General features: G+C 49.8%; 13 protein-coding genes and 4 pseudogenes. 7 read left to right on the top strand and 10 right to left on the bottom strand.

Translation table 11 applies throughout. The features are described 5' to 3' along the window. Window positions 1-394 precede the first annotated feature (394 nt). Entirely contained in the window at window positions 395-1,651 is a 1,257-nt protein-coding gene (locus GTPT_RS11885) for an MFS transporter (protein ID WP_029991761.1), read from the top strand. 164 nt (window positions 1,652-1,815) lie between these two features. Here GTPT_RS11885 and GTPT_RS17730 read toward each other — a convergent pair whose 3' ends face one another. Beyond that, window positions 1,816-2,685 (bottom strand): helix-turn-helix transcriptional regulator, encoded by an 870-nt coding sequence (locus GTPT_RS17730; RefSeq protein ID WP_051170994.1) that lies wholly within the window; start codon window positions 2,683-2,685, stop codon window positions 1,816-1,818. A gap of 108 nt (window positions 2,686-2,793) precedes the next feature. On the opposite strand from GTPT_RS17730, the gene GTPT_RS11875 reads away from it, so the two are divergent. After that, window positions 2,794-4,239, top strand: coding sequence for an MFS transporter (locus GTPT_RS11875; protein WP_029991759.1), 1,446 nt, complete (start codon window positions 2,794-2,796; stop codon window positions 4,237-4,239). Window positions 4,240-4,303: 64 nt separating this feature from the next. Here GTPT_RS11875 and GTPT_RS11870 read toward each other — a convergent pair whose 3' ends face one another. The 5 genes from GTPT_RS11870 to GTPT_RS11850 all read right to left on the bottom strand — a co-directional run bounded on the left by GTPT_RS11870 (window position 4,304) and on the right by GTPT_RS11850 (window position 9,149). Beyond that, window positions 4,304-5,521 carry a multidrug effflux MFS transporter gene (locus GTPT_RS11870; protein WP_025901862.1) on the bottom strand — a complete coding sequence of 406 codons (1,218 nt, stop codon included), beginning with the start codon at window positions 5,519-5,521 and terminating at the stop codon, window positions 4,304-4,306. A 264-nt stretch (window positions 5,522-5,785) separates the two neighbouring features. Beyond that, on the bottom strand, window positions 5,786-6,670 hold the full coding sequence (yddG, locus tag GTPT_RS11865; protein WP_029991757.1) for an aromatic amino acid DMT transporter YddG: 885 nt from the start codon (window positions 6,668-6,670) through the stop codon (window positions 5,786-5,788). A 359-nt stretch (window positions 6,671-7,029) separates the two neighbouring features. Further along, the gene (locus tag GTPT_RS11860) at window positions 7,030-7,929 is read right to left on the bottom strand and encodes an EamA family transporter (protein WP_152975036.1); all 900 of its coding nucleotides are present in this window, start codon (window positions 7,927-7,929) and stop codon (window positions 7,030-7,032) included. Between the two features lie 206 nt (window positions 7,930-8,135). Beyond that, the gene (locus tag GTPT_RS11855) at window positions 8,136-8,558 is read right to left on the bottom strand and encodes a bifunctional diaminohydroxyphosphoribosylaminopyrimidine deaminase/5-amino-6-(5-phosphoribosylamino)uracil reductase RibD (protein WP_241964902.1); all 423 of its coding nucleotides are present in this window, start codon (window positions 8,556-8,558) and stop codon (window positions 8,136-8,138) included. A gap of 180 nt (window positions 8,559-8,738) precedes the next feature. Continuing rightward, entirely contained in the window at window positions 8,739-9,149 is a 411-nt protein-coding gene (locus GTPT_RS11850; RefSeq protein ID WP_029991755.1) for an ASCH domain-containing protein, read from the bottom strand. A gap of 505 nt (window positions 9,150-9,654) precedes the next feature. On the opposite strand from GTPT_RS11850, the pseudogene GTPT_RS11845 reads away from it, so the two are divergent. The 3 genes and pseudogenes from GTPT_RS11845 (at window position 9,655) to GTPT_RS11835 (ending at window position 12,259) form a co-directional block, all read left to right on the top strand. Continuing rightward, window positions 9,655-10,135, top strand: a pseudogene (locus tag GTPT_RS11845) (GNAT family N-acetyltransferase). A gap of 146 nt (window positions 10,136-10,281) precedes the next feature. After that, complete coding sequence (locus GTPT_RS11840; RefSeq protein ID WP_025901866.1) at window positions 10,282-10,881, top strand: pentapeptide repeat-containing protein; 600 nt, start codon at window positions 10,282-10,284, stop codon at window positions 10,879-10,881. A 355-nt stretch (window positions 10,882-11,236) separates the two neighbouring features. Then, on the top strand, window positions 11,237-12,259 hold the full coding sequence (locus GTPT_RS11835; RefSeq protein ID WP_029991754.1) for a S66 family peptidase: 1,023 nt from the start codon (window positions 11,237-11,239) through the stop codon (window positions 12,257-12,259). A 413-nt stretch (window positions 12,260-12,672) separates the two neighbouring features. Here the strand turns inward: GTPT_RS11835 and GTPT_RS11830 are convergent, their stop codons facing one another. Further along, on the bottom strand, window positions 12,673-13,440 hold the full coding sequence (locus GTPT_RS11830) for a hypothetical protein (protein WP_038011478.1): 768 nt from the start codon (window positions 13,438-13,440) through the stop codon (window positions 12,673-12,675). Between the two features lie 381 nt (window positions 13,441-13,821). Here GTPT_RS11830 and GTPT_RS11825 point away from each other — a divergent pair, with 381 nt between their 5' ends. Then, the gene (locus tag GTPT_RS11825) at window positions 13,822-15,012 is read left to right on the top strand and encodes an MFS transporter (RefSeq protein WP_051170992.1); all 1,191 of its coding nucleotides are present in this window, start codon (window positions 13,822-13,824) and stop codon (window positions 15,010-15,012) included. A 2-nt stretch (window positions 15,013-15,014) separates the two neighbouring features. Here the strand turns inward: GTPT_RS11825 and GTPT_RS17115 are convergent. Further along, window positions 15,015-15,143, bottom strand: a pseudogene (locus GTPT_RS17115) (integrase core domain-containing protein); the annotation flags it as partial. A 26-nt stretch (window positions 15,144-15,169) separates the two neighbouring features. Next, a pseudogene (locus tag GTPT_RS17340) lies at window positions 15,170-15,950 on the bottom strand (transposase); the annotation flags it as partial. Between the two features lie 49 nt (window positions 15,951-15,999). Between GTPT_RS17340 and GTPT_RS18090 the strand changes: the two are divergent. Beyond that, on the top strand, window positions 16,000-16,095 hold the full coding sequence (locus GTPT_RS18090; RefSeq protein ID WP_479685649.1) for a hypothetical protein: 96 nt from the start codon (window positions 16,000-16,002) through the stop codon (window positions 16,093-16,095). On the opposite strand, the pseudogene GTPT_RS11810 reads toward GTPT_RS18090, so the two are convergent. Next, window positions 16,061-16,687, bottom strand: a pseudogene (locus GTPT_RS11810) (DDE-type integrase/transposase/recombinase); the annotation flags it as partial. The gene GTPT_RS18090 and the pseudogene GTPT_RS11810 sit on opposite strands and share 35 nt — an antisense overlap. Window positions 16,688-16,701 lie beyond the last annotated feature (14 nt).

The following is a 16,701-nucleotide window of genomic DNA, read 5'->3' as shown; positions in this document are numbered from 1 at the left end:
TTCAGCGTGTTATCGGAGATCACGGACGGCCGGAATAACGTCATGAGGGTACAAGATGGCCCTGTTGAACCCGGAAAGAGGGTTTCCTCACGCAGATGATAGTAAACAACGTAACTTTATGGTTTATAAGGAAAAGTCTCGCAGTGCGGTGGTGTTTTTTTAACCGGATTGTTTAATCGTTATTCATGGTACCGGTTCCTTTTCGGGCGGATTTGCAATTCAGATTTAAGCCTATTAGGGTGTGCGCCAGACAATGACAGAGCTTTAATTACCCATGTTGGCATTAAGCTTGCTTGTTAATAAGACAGGTCCTCAGATAAGAGAACTGACCTGCGGTAGCCGCTGCGATTGCGCAGCATTTAAGTCAATACATTAACCTGCAGAGTAAATAATTATGTGGCTCAGGGAAACCAACAGCGGCGAGCGTAAAACACTCGCCGCTGCTTTTATGGGATACGGGATCGATGCCTTCGACTCCATGATTTACACTTTTATGATCCCGACGTTTATTGCGTTGTGGGGAATGACAACCACCGAAGCCGGTTACATCGCGACCGGTGCGCTGATTTCGTCTGCTGTGGGCGGATGGCTGGCAGGGATCCTGGCGGACAAATACGGCCGCGTCAGAATGCTGCAGGTTACCGTCCTCTGGTTCAGTTTCTTTACTCTGTGCAGTGGCTTTGTTCACTCACCGGAACAACTGTTGTTTACCCGCGTTATGCAGGGGCTGGGGTTCGGGGGAGAATGGTCGGTCGGCTCCGTACTGATTTCTGAAATGATCCGCGCCCGTCACCGGGGGAAAGCGGTAGGTCTGGTACAGAGTAGCTGGGCGGTAGGCTGGGCAGTGGCGGCTATTGCTTACTGGCTGATCTATTCTTCATTCTCTCCGGCACTGGCCTGGAAAATGTTGTTCTGGGTCGGTGCATTACCTGCGCTGATCCTGGTCTGGTTACGTCGTAACCTGCAGGACCCGGAAATTTACTTGCAAACGCGCCGTCGTCAGCAGGAGACCGGTGTATCGGAAGGCAGCTTTATGCAAATCTTCCACCCGAAAATGCTGCGTATCACGCTGTTTTCCAGTCTGCTGGCCACCGGTATGCAGGGAGCTTACTATGCGGTCACGACCTGGCTGCCTACGTTCCTGAAAACTGAACGTCACCTGTCCGTGCTCAATACCAGCGGTTACCTGGTGGTACTGATTGCGGGCTCCTTTGCCGGATATCTGACCAGCGCCTGGGTCTCGGATGCATTTGGCCGTCGCCGCTGTTTTATTCTGTTTGCTCTGTGCGCCATCGTGCTGGTGGTCAGCTATACCTTACTGCCGGTGACCAATACGGTGATGATGGTACTGGGTTTCCCGCTTGGCTTTTTCCTGTCCGGTATTTTTTCCGGGATGGGGGCCTATCTCAGCGAGCTATATCCGGGGCATATCCGTGGCTCGGGGCAGGGGTTCTGTTATAACTTTGGCCGTGCTGTCGGGGCTATCTTCCCGGGAATGATTGGCTATATGAGCGGACACATGCCTTTGGGAACCGCTATTGGTTATATGGCTGGCGGCTCGTATTTGCTGGTCATCATTGCCTGCCTGGCATTGCCGGAAACCCGCGGCAAACAGCTGGATGCGGATATGGCGGCTGAACGTCAGGGCTGAGGTTGAGGACGGCGATTTATGCCCGTCGCTTTATGATGAAGCGACGGGTTAAAAAGCAGAACAGTCACAGCCGTTATGCCTGCCGCCGGTGTCGCCCCCGGTATTCCTGGCCTGCACAGTCACCCTGCAGACAGCGGTAATGGCCATCCGGGTACCGTTTGCCGTCAGCCATGCGCCAGCTTGCCGAGTATTCGCTCACCCTCCGCATCCTGTGGCAGAAACACCAGCAAACGGGAACCATCGCGGGGGGCAGAGAACCAGTTCATCTGCTGCAGGGTAAAGTGGCCGTATTCCGGATGGTTAAAATGCTTAATATGATTTTCGATACTGCGGATTTCATAATGCTGTTGCCAGAGCTGATAAAACCGGGGCGAGACGGAAAAAAAACATTCCAGTAACTCTTGCCAGCGCGGATCCTCACGATATTCAGCCATGCCCGCACGGAAATAAGCCACATAGAGGGGCAACACCGTGGACTCATCAGACAGACGACTGCGCCACTGTTCATTGGTCAGGTACTGATAAATGCAGTTACGCTCCCCGACCGGCACCGTATCAAGATCCACTCCCATCAGACGGCAAAACGCCGCGTTACAACCGAGAATATCGAAATTGGGCCGTTGCAGCGACGCCGGATTAGGCATCAGCGACTGAAGCAAGCGCTGTGAGGCCGGGCCTGCCTGCCGGCATTCTGCGGCTAACGGTCCGTCCGGTACCGGGAGCCCGGCCAGGATAAACAGGTGACGGGTTTCTGCCGGCGTACATTGTAATGCCTTGCTGATCGCCGATAAGACGGCGGCCGACGGTTTCATTTCCCGGCCCTGTTCAAGCCAGGTGTACCAGGTTACACCGACGTCCGCCAGCATCGCGACTTCTTCCCGGCGCAGGCCGGGGGTACGGCGACGGCCGGTATTCGGTAACCCCAGACGTTGCGGGTCCAGACTCTCCCGGCGGGTACGCAAAAAGGCGGCCAGCAACTGACGGCTGTTTTTTTCCTGTCTCACCGGGCTCACAGCGGAAGGCTGCATTGTCATTCTGTACTCCAGCATAGTAGTGCTGGTACCAGTATAAGCAGGAACTGGTACCCTGTTAAATATTCCTCAATACTACGGGCAGATAATAAAACACACAACGGAGCTTTCATGAAAGCGACACCTGCCTCGCCCGGGAAAACCGGTCTGATATTGTTACTGACGGCGCAAATGTTACCGCTGATCGATACCTCGATCACTAACGTAGCACTGGAATCGATCACCCGTTCACTGGCCAGCAGCGCCACAGACCTGGAGCTGATTGTCGCGCTGTATGGCGTTGCATTCGCCGTCTGTCTGGCGGTGGGCAGTAAACTCGGGGACAACTACGGCCGGAGGCGTATGCTGTTGACGGGGGTGATTATTTTTGGCCTGGCCTCACTGTTCTGCGGTCTTTCGGCCAGTGTGACTCAGTTACTGATCGCCAGGACGATTCAGGGGATGGGGGCAGCGCTGATTGTGCCGCAAATTCTGGCAACTCTGCACGTGACATTGTCAGGACAGGCCCACGGGCGGGCAATCAGTCTGTATAGCGGCATCGGGGGGCTTGCGTTTATTATCGGACAGGTCGGAGGCGGCTGGCTGGTATCGGCAGATATCGCCGGACTGGGCTGGCGTAATGCGTTTTTTATTAATGTGCCTATCTGTCTGCTGGTACTGATCTTCAGTCTGCGCTTTATTCCGGAAACCCGCAATGAACAGCCTTCCCGTATCGACTGGCAGGGCACGGCATTACTGGCAATGATCCTCTGCTGTCTGCTGTTTCCGTTGGCTCTTGGGCCGGTAATGCACTGGCCGTGGATGATGCAGCTGGCCTGTATTGCCGTGCTGCCGCTGGGTTTGCTGATGCGTTACGGCGCTATTTTGCAGCAACGGCGCGGTCTGAACCCGCTATTGCCCCCACGCTTACTGAAACTGCCGGGGGTACGCTTCGCCTTATTGATTGCGGTGCTGTTTTTCACCTGCTGGTCCGGGTTTATGTTCTGTATGGCGTTAACCCTGCAGGCGGGGGCAGGCATGGGGGCACTGGCTTCCGGGAACAGTTTTATTGTGCTTGGAGCCTCTTATTTTATTGCAGCCCTCTATGCGCCAAAACTGATTGCCCGTTACACTCCGGCACCGGTATTACTGGCAGGAGTGCTGGTACAGGTCAGCGGTGTCGGGGTGCTGATAGCGACTCTGGCCTGGCAGGGAAATGCGCTGACGCTCTGGTCGATTGCGCCCGGCACATTACTGATGGGGATGGGGCAGGCGGTAATAGTGAACTGTTTTTACCGGATCGGTATGCGGGATATTGCCACCCGGGATGCGGGCGCAGGCAGTGCCATTCTTAGTACGTTACAGCAGGCGTGTCTGGGGATAGGGCCTGCGGCGGCTGGCGCACTCTATCAGTATCTGCATCAGCAGCTTAATGGCAGTTATGCCCATGCCATGTCGGGTTTCCTGATGGCTGAAGCACTGGTCATGATGGGGCTGGGGCTTGCCACTCTCCTGAAACGTCACACACTGCATCTGTCGCCGGTGCAGGCAGAGGCACAGGACGGCGGCAGGTCTTAATGCCGGACAGAAAAAAGACGCCCCGGGCGGCGTCTTTGCTGTCGTTGCGGCTGGCAGTGCGGGGTCAGTCCTTGTCTCTCTGCGGCTGAACCCGGGTGGTCAGTGCCATAATGGCACTGGCAAGGCTGAATACCCAGATGATCCAGGCCATGGTCCAGGGAGTGCCGTCATTGAACATCGCCAGCAGTAACGAGGCAAAAATACCGCTACCGTACTGTAAAGAGCCAATCAGGGCAGAGGCAGAACCGGTGATCTCCCCGGCATTATCCAGGGCTGCCGCCGTAGAACCGGCCGCGATGATACCGTTCATCGAAAAGAAGAACAGCACGGTGATCACAATCAGTACCATCCCTGCCGGATGTCCGGCCGAGACCAGAGCCAGAAGCGTTGCCGCAATCGCAGCAACGACCGCTGCAACTTTCAGCAGCTTCTCCAGCGGATAATGCCGCACCAGATGCCGGTTAGCCTGACTCATAATGACCACCCCGACGATGTTCACCGCAAACAGCCAGCCGAAATACTGCGGGTCAACCCCGAAATAGCTAATGTAGACAAACGGAGAACCGGCAACAAAGGCATACACACCGAGGTAATAAAACGCCAGACACAGGGTAAAGCGCATAAAAACAGTATTACGCAGCAGTGAATAATAGTTAGTCACGGCCCTGACGGGAGAAGATTTCACCCGTTTCTCCGGTGGCAGTGTTTCCGGCAGCCAGTAAAGTGAAATCAGCATCAGTGTGCCCAGCACGGCCAGTAGCCAGAAAATGGCCTGCCATGAGGCGAAACGGATGATTTGCCCCCCCATCAGCGGGCCGGCGATAGGCGCCACCGACATAATCATCATTAATACCGACAGCATCTGCGCTGCCCGGGTTCGCGTGAACAAATCCCGTATCATCGCCCGTGCCAGCATGGGGCCGGTACAGGCCCCCAGGGCCTGAAATACACGCCAGAAAACGATCTGCGTAATATTGTGCGATAACGAACAACCGATGGAGCCGACAATAAACAATACCATGCCGATGATCAGGGGCTTGCGGCGGCCCAGATGGTCACTGACCGGGCCCCAGACCAGTTGTGCAATACAGAAACCCAGCAAGAAACCGGTGATGGTCAGTTCGGTATTTCCCTGCAGATCTTTCTGCATAGCCGGTAATGCCGGCAAATAAATATCTGTCGAGAGCGAGGTAAAGGCCATTAACGCGCTGAGGATCAGCACGAAAGGCATGCCGGTGACCGGCAAAGCAGCATGACGCGGCTGCGATTTCATGTCAGACATAAAAATCCTGATGCAAGGAAGCTGTGTATGTAAGCCGTATTAGCGGTGAAGCAGGCAGGTTTGAACGGGTAAGGCCCGGGAGCTGAATTTACCACGGATAATTCCCGGCGATCTTACCTGACAGACAGCGGCGGGACAAGCCTCAGGCCGCTGCCGCCTTAAGGGTAGCAGGTATTTTCTGTAAAGAAATATAGCCAGTGAAAACGACGGCCTAAGTGGTGTGAATACTCAGAGAATGCGCAGCCGGCAGCGTCTTTCGGCTGTTCAGGCCGGGCTACGGCTGGAATACCAGCAAAGCAGCGAGCCGGCACAGACCATAATGGCACCTGTCCAGAAGTTATGACCGAGTGTTTGCCCCAGCAGCAGTGCCGCGAACAACGAGGAAATCACCGGAATAAAATACGATGCGGCTGCCAGCAGGGTGACATTGCCATGTAAAACACCGACATTCCAGGCAGCATATCCCAGCCCCATCGCCACCGCAATGCCGGCCAGACAGCCCAGCACTCCGGGGCTGAAGTGCATCGCCGGGGTATCGGAAAAAAAGAATTTAACCCACAGCGCCACGGCGGTCAGAGCGAAAAAAAGCGTGATCCCGTTATTGCCATTGGCCAGCTTTTTGGTCAGTACACAATATATTCCCCAGATAATGGCACCGGCAAAGGCCATTCCGTAGCTCAGGGGGTTGGAAGCAATGTTCTCGGTCACCTCATGCAGTGAAAAACCCTGTTCACCGCCAAGCACTTTACCTACGCCGGCAAAACAAAGCAGAATTCCCGGCAGCATCAGCAGGCCGGGCCGCCGTTTATCGGCAATCAGGGCGAAGAGCAGGGTCAGGCTGGGCCAGAGATAATTCACCATCCCTACCTCAATCGCCTGGGCATCCGTCTGTGCAAAGCCGATGGACAGGGAGAGACAGATTTCATAGGCCACAAACAGCACGGCCCCGGGGATCAGGTATTTACGCGGGAAGGAGGACAGCGCAGGGATCCCGACCACGAAGAACAGTAATAACGAGCTGCAGGTATAGATCATCGCTGCGCCGCCAATCGGTCCCAGACCTTGCGTCACTCCGCGAAGAAATCCGACCAGGGTACTCCATAATATGACGGCGGTCAGGCCGATCACAGTGGCTTTTCTGACTGGCATCCCTGAACTCGCTCCGTAACTGTAATGAGGAAATTGCGGGTTACCCTGTAGTTTACCGGCCGTTACCGGGCGAACACGGGGGTAATAAAAAGTAAGAATAAATTAACAATAAATAAATAAAAATCAAACGGTTTTCGGAGGCAGACAGCGGGGGTCGCATAGCTGAAACGTAACGGCCCGCGGGGGATGAACATAGCAAGCCCGGTGGCGTCGTGGCTGACAACAAATTTTCCGCAAGCGCGTTCAGGGAGTAGTGATCAGATGAAAACGTAACCGATAATAAGGCGCTGGGCGACAAAAGGGCGGCCGGGAGTGCGTGATACAGGCACAGCCCGGCACCGTCCGCATAACGGGTGTGATTAAGGGACTTTTGACATTTTCCTGTGACGCAGTGCAGAGGAAACTTTAGGTATCATCATACTGATAACAATAATCAGGCAACCGACAATCTGCGACATTGTAATTTTCTCTGCCAGGATCAGATAGGAGAAAACATAGGCCGCAGGTAACTCGAGGGTCACAAGCATTCCTGCCAGTGTCTGCGATGTCCGCGGCATCCCCAACCCGAAAAGCAGCACCGGCAATACAGACGAGAACATGGCCGTCAGCAGAGACCAGAAACTGTCGGTAGTAAACGGTGAAATAGTGACGTGATCCTTCATCACACAGATAGCCGTAATAAAAGCGCCCAGCGTCAGTAACTTTGCCTTGTCCGTGACACGGTTACTGGTCGCGATTTGTGAGGAACAGAGGATCACCATACTGTAGCAACAAGCGGCGGATAATCCCCAGAGGAGGCCGGTCATATTCAGCGTGACATGGCCACCGAAAGCGCCGGTCGCAATCACCACGCCGGAGATAATGCAGAGCAGTGCCACTATATCCTGCCGTGCAATACGGCTGCGTTTGATAAGAGAGGTCATCAGCGGGGCAATCCAGGAAGATTGCATGATCAGCAACGTTGCGGTCGGGACGCCGACATAGGCGACGGCACTGAAAAAACAGTAGGTGACACCGAATAACGGCACTCCCGTGAACAGGGCGATACCTTTCTCTTTCGGCGAGATAACGCCTTTTTTATTACTACTGAACTCAGAAAGGACAAAAAACAGGATAAAAGAGAACAAATACTGAGTCGCGATAATATTGCTGATATGTGCGCCATGCCCGATGGCCAGACTCATAATGATGCCCGGCAGTGCATAACAAATGGCTCCCAGGATGATCATGACCGCCCCGGAGGCATGTTTATTTAGCATAATAATGGCTCCCTGACTGTTTCCCGGCACGGCTACCCCCTGTACCGGTAAAGATGACGTCGTAGTGAGTTCCCGGGTACTGAGGATCAGTGAGTGTCGCCCGGGGAAAGCGAAGTATAGCAGGGCATTACGGATAACTCAGCGGCAGACAGAGGTAAATAAGGAAAGCCTATTACGGGGGAGCCTCCCGGGCCGATCGTGAGTGATTAACCCGGATAAGGCGTAAGGAATGTACTGACTTCTGATGCACATAGCCCGATCTCTACCCGTGGTACATCTTTACGCACAATATCGATGCCTTTTCCCTGATTACGGGGGTGTGGGTCGATCACAGAGACAAATAAACGGCCAATATTGCGCTTTACCAGTGCCCTGGCACAGGAGGGGGTTCTGCCGGTAAATGAACAGGGCTCCAGCGTGACATACATATCACAATCCTCAAGTGACCCTGACACTTTGGACAGGGCATCCATCTCTGCATGATGTAAACCGGGGGCATGGGTATAGCCCGTGGCAATCACCTTACCGTCCCGGACAATCACACACCCGACCGGAGGGTTAGGCAGACAGTCCGGCAAGGCTTGTTCTGAGACGGCTAAGGCCAGCAACATAAAGGCTTCGTGGCTCACAGATGATATCCCCTGAGTAAATTAAGGTGTGAAGATAAAATTACATGCCTTGCCCCTATCCTCTCAGGATAGTGAATAAACATCTTAAACTCCTTAAGGTCCTCCGGGAGCACGGCATTCCTGCCAGTATCGCGAAATAGTGATATCGCTGGCGAAAATCACCAGCCCCCGGGAGTCTGATTACAGTAGTTCAATAACTTCAAATTCTTCTGCCACAATCTCCATATCGTCGGAATAGGTTCCTTCCCGGGTGAAGAACTCTTTATGTTCCTGTCGCCAGTATTCCAGACTTAAATCGCCTTCACCTTCTTTTATTGCCAGTGCTTCGGTCGCTTCTGAAAAGCGTAACAGGCGGGTTGATATCGTACGGATGACACAGACCGGTACATCTTGTCCGTTAAGGATGATATTGATGCTGCCAGGTCGCGGCGCATCAGGGTCTTCCCGGAATGCAGACAGGGACCCGCAGGATGCGGTTTTTAATCCCCGACAGACCAGGTCAGACAGTTCATCTGCCATTTCAGGACTGTCACCGAACGCCCATGCCAGTGACTGAGGATACTTCTTTTTAAGATCGTCGATCAGTGCCATCGTAAAATTCCTTTATTGAAGCGTTGAGTCTGTCGGTCAGATTCAATAACTGCCCTCAGTATCACAGAGGCTGAATAAGAACTGTTCATACATGCGTGCCGCTAATATATCAGACCGATAAAATAAAAGGAGTAATTAAACTCCGGTGGAAATCTGCCAGCCGGGTGATCCCTGATGTTCTCCGGGTTCCTTATGACCGGAATATCGGTCCTGATTCAGGCATAGCGGCTTCGCCGTGAGTGAGTGAAAGAAGATTGAAGCGATGCCCGCGGGTGGCGGACGGGATAGCTGGTGGGTTCTTTGCGGGGCGCGAAAAATCGCTTCATCCGGTCCCTGATATAAGCCGCAGCACTCTCTGTCAATCTGCCTGCGGAGAAAATCATATTACAGTTATTTTTCTGCCAGGCGGCGGGTGTAACCCGTTGCTTTTGATAAATAAGGTGATCAACGTGGCGGTATTTTGTGATAGATATAACTACCCGATCACCATCAAGATGGAATAGCCATGAAAATCAGACAAGCCCTCGCTGAAGAGGCGGAAGAATGCTGGAATATAAGAAACCTTGCAATCCGGGAAGGGTGTAAAGCGGTTTATCGCGCCACGGTAATTCATGCCTGGACCCCTGACGTCATGCCGGAAAATTACAGGGAAGAGATCACCCAAAACCCTTTCTTTGTGGCGGAAGACCCCCGTGATGGTCTTGTAGCCACCAGATATCTGGATCTGGCCGCCGGAAGTGTAGAGGCTATTTTCACGCTACCGGACTATTTTGGAAAAGAAAGGTTGTGCCAGTAAGATCATCGAAGCGATTAAAAGTGAAGCACAGCGACGTGGATTTAAACGACTGACGTTGTCTTCCACCCCGAACGCGCAGTCATTTTATCAGAAACATGGCTTCTTACTGATCGGCGAAGACAACCATTTTTCCGGACTCGCTCAGGCCGGGCTTCGCTGTATGCATATGTTCATTGATCTTGTCGACTGAAAGAATGAGTATCGGTTTGAATGATCGGATCTCCGGCCCAACTATCCGCAATGGCAGGATCCCTGACAGAAGAATACTCTCGCCAGCCATGATATTTGCCGGTACCGTATACCCCGGTATCCTTTTTATTGCCGGTCGGAGCATTTATGCAACTGATAGAGAGTCATTCAGAGTATCCGGACAGGGTTTTTACTGAAACAGATTTTTCTGGCCTGAGTGTCAAAGACACGATCTTCGAAGAATGTGAGTTTTCACATTGTAATTTTTCTTCTGCTAAATTTTCCGGGTGCAAATTTACCGGTTGTACCTTTAATTATTGCAACCTCGCGGTTGTTGAGATCCCGCAGTCCCGTTTCTATGATATTCAGTTCCATGAATGCAAACTGACCGGCATCGACTGGACGAGGGGAGACTGGCCGGTGTTTAATCCGGATCCCGATCTCCGTTTTACCCATTCACTGCTGACTCATGCTTCTTTTATGGGATTAACGTTGCACCGGGTGAGAATGGAAGAGTGCAGGCTGGTCGGGGCAGACTTCAGAGAAAGTGATCTCTCCGAAGCCATCATGACGGGGTGTGATTTTTCAGAAAGCTTATTTAACCAGACTATCCTGCGTAAGGCAGATTTTACCAATTCGTGGGGCTTTAACCTGGACGTACGGCATAATATCGTGACCGGGGCTACGTTCACCAAATGGGAGGCACTGCCACTGCTTGAGAGTTTAGGGATCCGACTGGTGGAGTAAAGGTCTTACGGTAAAACGCAGTTTTACCCCCTACTGGTATCGAATCAGGCCGGTCAGTGGTCTGATAAGGTGCAGGATCCTCACCGCAATCAGCCGAAATGCTGTCAGGAACATCTCTGATTAACCTGATCAGTCAATAGAAAGCAGACTCTACAGGGTCGTCCGGCCTCTGAACTTATGGGCAGAGCTGATCCTTCTCCTCTGTTCACCGGTATAGTGATTGCGATAACCTGGCCTCCGGGATAAAACAACAGCTTCTGATGATCGGGCTTCAGTTCATAGTACAGCCGTTAAATTTATTTAAGACGAAAACGTTCGGGACGATATAACTTGCGCTGACAGAGGATACCGACAAATGACGATAAAGCCGAAGCTGCTTGCACCTGCTTTAAAACCCGGTGATACGATTGGTTTTTTTTCACCCTCATCTCCGGCAACGATGACTGCACCTAACCGTTTTAATCGTGCAAAATTGTTTTTTGAAAACAAAGGATTTCAGCTCAAAGCCGGAAGTCTTACTGGCCGGTCAGATTACTATCGTTCAGGCTCTATTAAAGAGCGGGCTGAAGAACTTAATGCGCTGATCCGCGACCCCGATGTACGCTGTATTATGTCAGTTATCGGCGGCACTAACAGTAATTCGCTTTTGCCCTATCTTGATTATCAGGCGCTGACAGAGGATCCGAAAATAATCATTGGTTACTCCGATGCGACTGCACTGCTCGCAGGGATTTACGCCCGAACAGGTTTGATTACCTTTTACGGACCGGCCCTGGTAGCTTCTTTCGGCGAATTCCCCCCACTGGTCAACGAAACCTGGCAGTCGTTTTCTGAATTATTGATGCAACCCCGGACAGGCTCCTATGAATATCGTCTTCCGGAAAAATGGACGGATGAACGTCTGAACTGGGATGACGTGGAGCCTGTCAGGCCTAAAATACTCTATGAAAACAACTGCCTTTTTACAGGGGCTGGTATCGTGGAAGGGCGCGTAACAGGCGGTAACCTGAATACTCTTTCGGGCATTATGGGCACTGAATGGATGCCTGAAATACAGGATGGCGATATCCTGTTTATAGAAGACAGTCTGAAAGATATCGCGACTGTTGAACGCTTATTCTCTATGCTAAAACTGAACGGTATATTGGATAAAGCAGCAGCGATCATTTTAGGTAAACATGAACTGTTCGATGATGCAGGCACCGGCCGACGTCCTGCTGATGTATTACGGGAAGTGTTGGAATATAAGCCGTTACCGCTGGTCGATGGTTTTGATTGTTGCCATACACATCCGATGCTGACTCTGCCATTGGGAATTCCGTTACGCATTGATTTCGATAATCAGACCATCGCTATTACGGGGCAATATTTGCGTTGATGAGTTATCACCTGCCGATAAGCGCAGGTGATCGTCCCGGGAATATGAGCAATAAACAGGTTATGACCTCATCAATATCATGCAGGTTTGAGGTTAATTGAGTCATAAAGATCCCCCTGAGCAACTATAAATCCGTGGAAAATTTTAGTTAATAACGACGTTGCTACGGTCCGCCATATGTGATCAATGAGTATGATTGTACGTTAAGAGTGAGTGGGAAAAATATCAATATAATAGGGTGATACGATGGATGGGAGATTATTTTATCTGATTGCAATAATTAATTTTTAAGATGCTTCATATATTCTGAAGCGCTGAAAGGTATCTTTTTTAATGTTAGCACTATAATTTATCTTGTTGGATCCTAACACTATTTATTACTTAGAGTAATAGGATTCAGCCGTTTTTTCTTGTTAAGCATTTTCCATGGCATTAATAAAAAAGCTATTTTTTAAATATTGATACCAATGATCGAAAGATTCATTTGTTTTTTTAGAATAAATAGGAGTTCCGTTCTTATATAGCTGACCACCGACAAGGTAATATGACACTCTGATCTTTAATGTGTTATTTTTGACAGATAGTCTATTTAGCTTGGAGCTGTTACTTCCTTCGTTAATGAAGTAAAAATAGATATGGTGATTGTTTTTTGAAAGTTCGAGAAGTTTCTCATAGGTATCCTTATCAGGATGATGAGTACGTACAACTTCTATGATAATATTTGGGTAAGCCGAACGAGGGAAAAACTTATTTCTATCCCTTCCTCCTATATCAGGTTGAATGTAAGAGCCATCATGAAATGCGATGCGCGCATCTGCCTCACTATACCATTGATAATAACTATTAGCCAAAGCGCTGAAAATAATTTTTTCTTCACGATCTTTATTTTCATTAAAAACATACGTAAAGAAAGTAATGGAGTTAATATTCTCATTGTTTAGATTATCACATAAGTAATTCACACAATTATCATGCGTCGGATTGTTCTCGGCTCTGCCTAACCTGTTACCAAAAGAGGGTATTCCTACTCTTCTGAAATGGGGGGTGTTCTCATTTCTGACTGGAACAACAATGCAATCGTCCTCATCAAGGAGTGGTTCTTCTTTCATTCTCGGGTATAAAACCGGATTAAAAATATCGAGTTCTGTGTAGTCCCGGCCTGATAGTAGTCCTCTTGGCATATGTTCTCCTGACATTCAATAGTTAATGATTCTACAGGGAGGTAACATTAATAACATCATCTTTGAATGCATACAATCATAAGGTGATTACAGCTTCATATTTTTAAGCGCAAGGTACTATGTTAATTCCGTGATCATCGAGATGCATGCTGATAAACTGGTATTTAAATAGCCACTTGAAAATGGCTACGCTGATCAGACAGAATGGATGCTACGATACGGTAGCTACGCTCAATCCGACTGGTATATACTTCCTGCTGAAAGCAATTTATTTAATTCAAATTCTTCGGCTTAAGACGCGTTGAGGGTAGCCTCTGAACTTTTTGCAGACTATGAAGTTATCAAAGAAAACTTAGCGTACCTACAAGATGAGAAGGTGTAATGCAAAAGAGGATCTATTTACTTAATGCTTTATTTCTGTTCCCGATGTGGATATCGAAAACCCTCCAGCCTCTATTCTGGGCTGGAGAAGGTAAGTTAAATTTATTTTCGCTATCGTATGTTGCAATGGCGGTGGCGGGTTCACTATCAATTTTTTACTCATCGCTGCTGGCAAAAACAGGCATCCGGTGTGCCCTTCTTATCGGCTATGCCTTATACGGCGCCGGTCTCGTGATGAGAGCTTACCCTCAGAATGCTCTTTTAGCCATCCTCACCGGGCTGACTGCCGGGATAGGAGCCAGCGTAACAGGCATTACGCTCAGGGCACTGATCCTTGAAACTGATGAAGTTAACCGAAAGAAAGCGGTTCTCCATACTGATAACATCAGCACGTTATCGCAAAGTTTTGGCGCTATGCTGTCAGGTTTACTTGTTTCATTTGTGTCTTTGTATTTTCATAATGGATACCAGATATCGTTATGGATCACCGGATTACTGGCAATGTCTGGTATGCTCTTTGTGCCGAAAACCGGCTATAAAGATGATTTTTCTACGCATAAAAAAGATAGGGCATCCTTATCCCTAATGAAAAAACCTGACACAATAACCACTTTTATTTTCATGGCTTGTTTTGCACAAGGTTTGTGCTGGGCTATTTTTATCCCTCTGGTACCTATATATTTAAAAGATATAGGATATTCAATTAATAGTATTGGCGTTATTTTATCTTCAGGTGTTGCTTTAGGATTTGTTTTAAAAAATATCTACGTCTCTCTGACAAAAAAGTATGAAATTAATAACTCTCTTATGCTTTTCACATTGCTTTCGTCAGCGTCTGTCTTCTTGTCTGCATGCTTTCTTTCAGAGAAGATAAAGCTTTATTTCGCGCTCACCATTATTGCATTTTATACTTTTAAAGCGACGATGTCGCTGATCCTCAATTTCATTGAGATGAACATTGCTGAAAAGGGGCGGGCACATGCTGTATTTGGCATCAGGCAGACTGCGTTCCTGACAGGTGACATTGCAGGTGGAATATTAATGCCTATTGTTTACCATCATAATATCCTGACGCGATATTCCATAATCCTCCCTGTCTTATTACTGATCGCGTCAGCGCTTATTGAGAAATGCGATCAATTAGCCAGCAGGGATGGTAATCCCCCCATTTTTAACGGAGGTGATAAGTAGAATCAGGCCATACGCTGAATATGCTGCATCGGTGTAAACCCATTCAGTGCCATATTCGGTCGTTGGTGATTATAAAAATATTGCCATTTTGTCGCATATTCCTGCAATTCATTTAATGACGAAAACAGGTGCTGTGATCCTACCCGCACAATGTGGACACGGTCGTTCGCATTATTTCACGGCTGATAAAGCGTTCTCCGTAGATACATTCGACTTTCAGCGAGTGGAAGAAACTTTCCGCACAGGCATTGTCGTAACAGCATCCTCTGGCGCTCATGCTGCCACGCAGATTATGTCGTTTCAGCAGTGCCTGATAATCCGCCGAACTGTAGCTGACCGGGCTGAAATTCCGGGCAGCCTTTGCACGAAGTCCCTGACGTCGCAGACTGGCTGCAATCGTTTTGACGTTGTACTCAGGCAGTTCGTCAGCGAGACGAGGCGCACCATAACGCTGTTTTGCTTCAGTGAATGCCTTACGGACAGCAGTATCACAAGCGAGCGGAACTGCTGACGTGGCGTTATTTGCTGACAACGCAGACGCCACGCATACCAGCCGCTGCGGGCAACCTGAAGCACCCGGCACATGGCCTTGATGCTGAATTCAGCCTGATGTTTTTCGATAAAGACATACTTCATTTCAGGCGCTTCGCAAAGTATGTCGCGGCCTTTTGGAGAATGGCTAGTTCCTCGTCCCGTTCAGCCAGCTGGCGTTTCAGGCGGGCAATCTCAGCGGCCTGTTCACTCTCACGTTCAGAGGAGGTTGCCTGTTGTTGCTGTTTGCTGCGCCAGTTGTAGAGCTGTGACTCATACAGGCTGAGTTCGCGTGCGGCTGCGGCAACACCGATGCGTTCGGCCAGTTTCAGGGCTTCGTTGCGGAATTCAGGCGTATGCTTCTTCCGGGTCTTTTTGGTAGTTGATGTTGATGCTGATTTTGTCATGTGAGTCACCTCTGGTTGAGAGTTTACTCACTTAGTCGCGTGTCCACTATTGCTGGGTAAGATCACTGACCCAGCCAGTCATAGCGTACTGTCCGGTTATAACGCTCAATATAAGCATTCTGCTGAGGTTTTCCCGGCTGAATAAAGTTGAGTCGGATATCCTGTTGTTTAGCCCATGTCATCAGTGTATTACCTGCATACTCTGGACCATTGTCACACCGAATTGATATGGGTTTTCCTTTCCATTCAATGAGCTGCTCCAGTGTTGTTATGACCCGGATAGCCGGGAGTGAAAAATCAACCTCAATAGCCAGTGCTTCGCGGTTGAAATCATCAATCACATTCAGCAGACGCACAGAACGACCATCTGATAGCTGATCATGCATAAAATCCATAGACCAGCTTATGTTACGGCTTTCGGGGACAACCAGTGGCTCAGGCTTTTCACGTTTTAACCGCTTTTTAGGCTTTATACGCATGTTAAGCGACAGTTCGCGATAGATACGATAGATCCTTTTGTGGTTCCATCGGAATCCTTTCACATTACGTAAATACAGATAACAAAGCCCGAATCCCCGGTTTTTCTGACTATCGGTGATCCGAATCAGCCAGTCAGAAATTTGCAGATTCTCCCTGTGGAGAACGGGCTTATAGCGGTAACAACATTCACTGATAGCAAAGATCTGGCAAGCCTGACGAACACTGACTCCCTTAAAAGTGACTGCATGCTGCGCCATCGGCTTCCGGTCGG

This window comes from Tatumella ptyseos ATCC 33301 (assembly GCF_000735525.1).
Taxonomy (GTDB): Bacteria; Pseudomonadota; Gammaproteobacteria; order Enterobacterales; family Enterobacteriaceae; genus Tatumella; species Tatumella ptyseos.
This window is presented reverse-complemented; position numbering and strand designations above follow the sequence as displayed.

Bases quoted from the DNA above. Each gene is read 5' to 3' on its own strand.
- GTPT_RS11885 (WP_029991761.1), top strand. From the start codon at position 395: ATGTGGCTCAGGGAAACCAACAGCGGCGAGCGTAAAACACTCGCCGCT.
- GTPT_RS17730 (WP_051170994.1), bottom strand. From the start codon at position 2,685: ATGACAATGCAGCCTTCCGCTGTGAGCCCGGTGAGACAGGAAAAAAAC.
- GTPT_RS11875 (WP_029991759.1), top strand. From the start codon at position 2,794: ATGAAAGCGACACCTGCCTCGCCCGGGAAAACCGGTCTGATATTGTTA.
- GTPT_RS11870 (WP_025901862.1), bottom strand. From the start codon at position 5,521: ATGTCTGACATGAAATCGCAGCCGCGTCATGCTGCTTTGCCGGTCACC.
- yddG (WP_029991757.1), bottom strand. From the start codon at position 6,670: ATGCCAGTCAGAAAAGCCACTGTGATCGGCCTGACCGCCGTCATATTA.
- GTPT_RS11860 (WP_152975036.1), bottom strand. From the start codon at position 7,929: ATGCTAAATAAACATGCCTCCGGGGCGGTCATGATCATCCTGGGAGCC.
- GTPT_RS11850 (WP_029991755.1), bottom strand. From the start codon at position 9,149: ATGGCACTGATCGACGATCTTAAAAAGAAGTATCCTCAGTCACTGGCA.
- GTPT_RS11840 (WP_025901866.1), top strand. From the start codon at position 10,282: ATGCAACTGATAGAGAGTCATTCAGAGTATCCGGACAGGGTTTTTACT.
- GTPT_RS11835 (WP_029991754.1), top strand. From the start codon at position 11,237: ATGACGATAAAGCCGAAGCTGCTTGCACCTGCTTTAAAACCCGGTGAT.
- GTPT_RS11830 (WP_038011478.1), bottom strand. From the start codon at position 13,440: ATGCCAAGAGGACTACTATCAGGCCGGGACTACACAGAACTCGATATT.
- GTPT_RS11825 (WP_051170992.1), top strand. From the start codon at position 13,822: ATGCAAAAGAGGATCTATTTACTTAATGCTTTATTTCTGTTCCCGATG.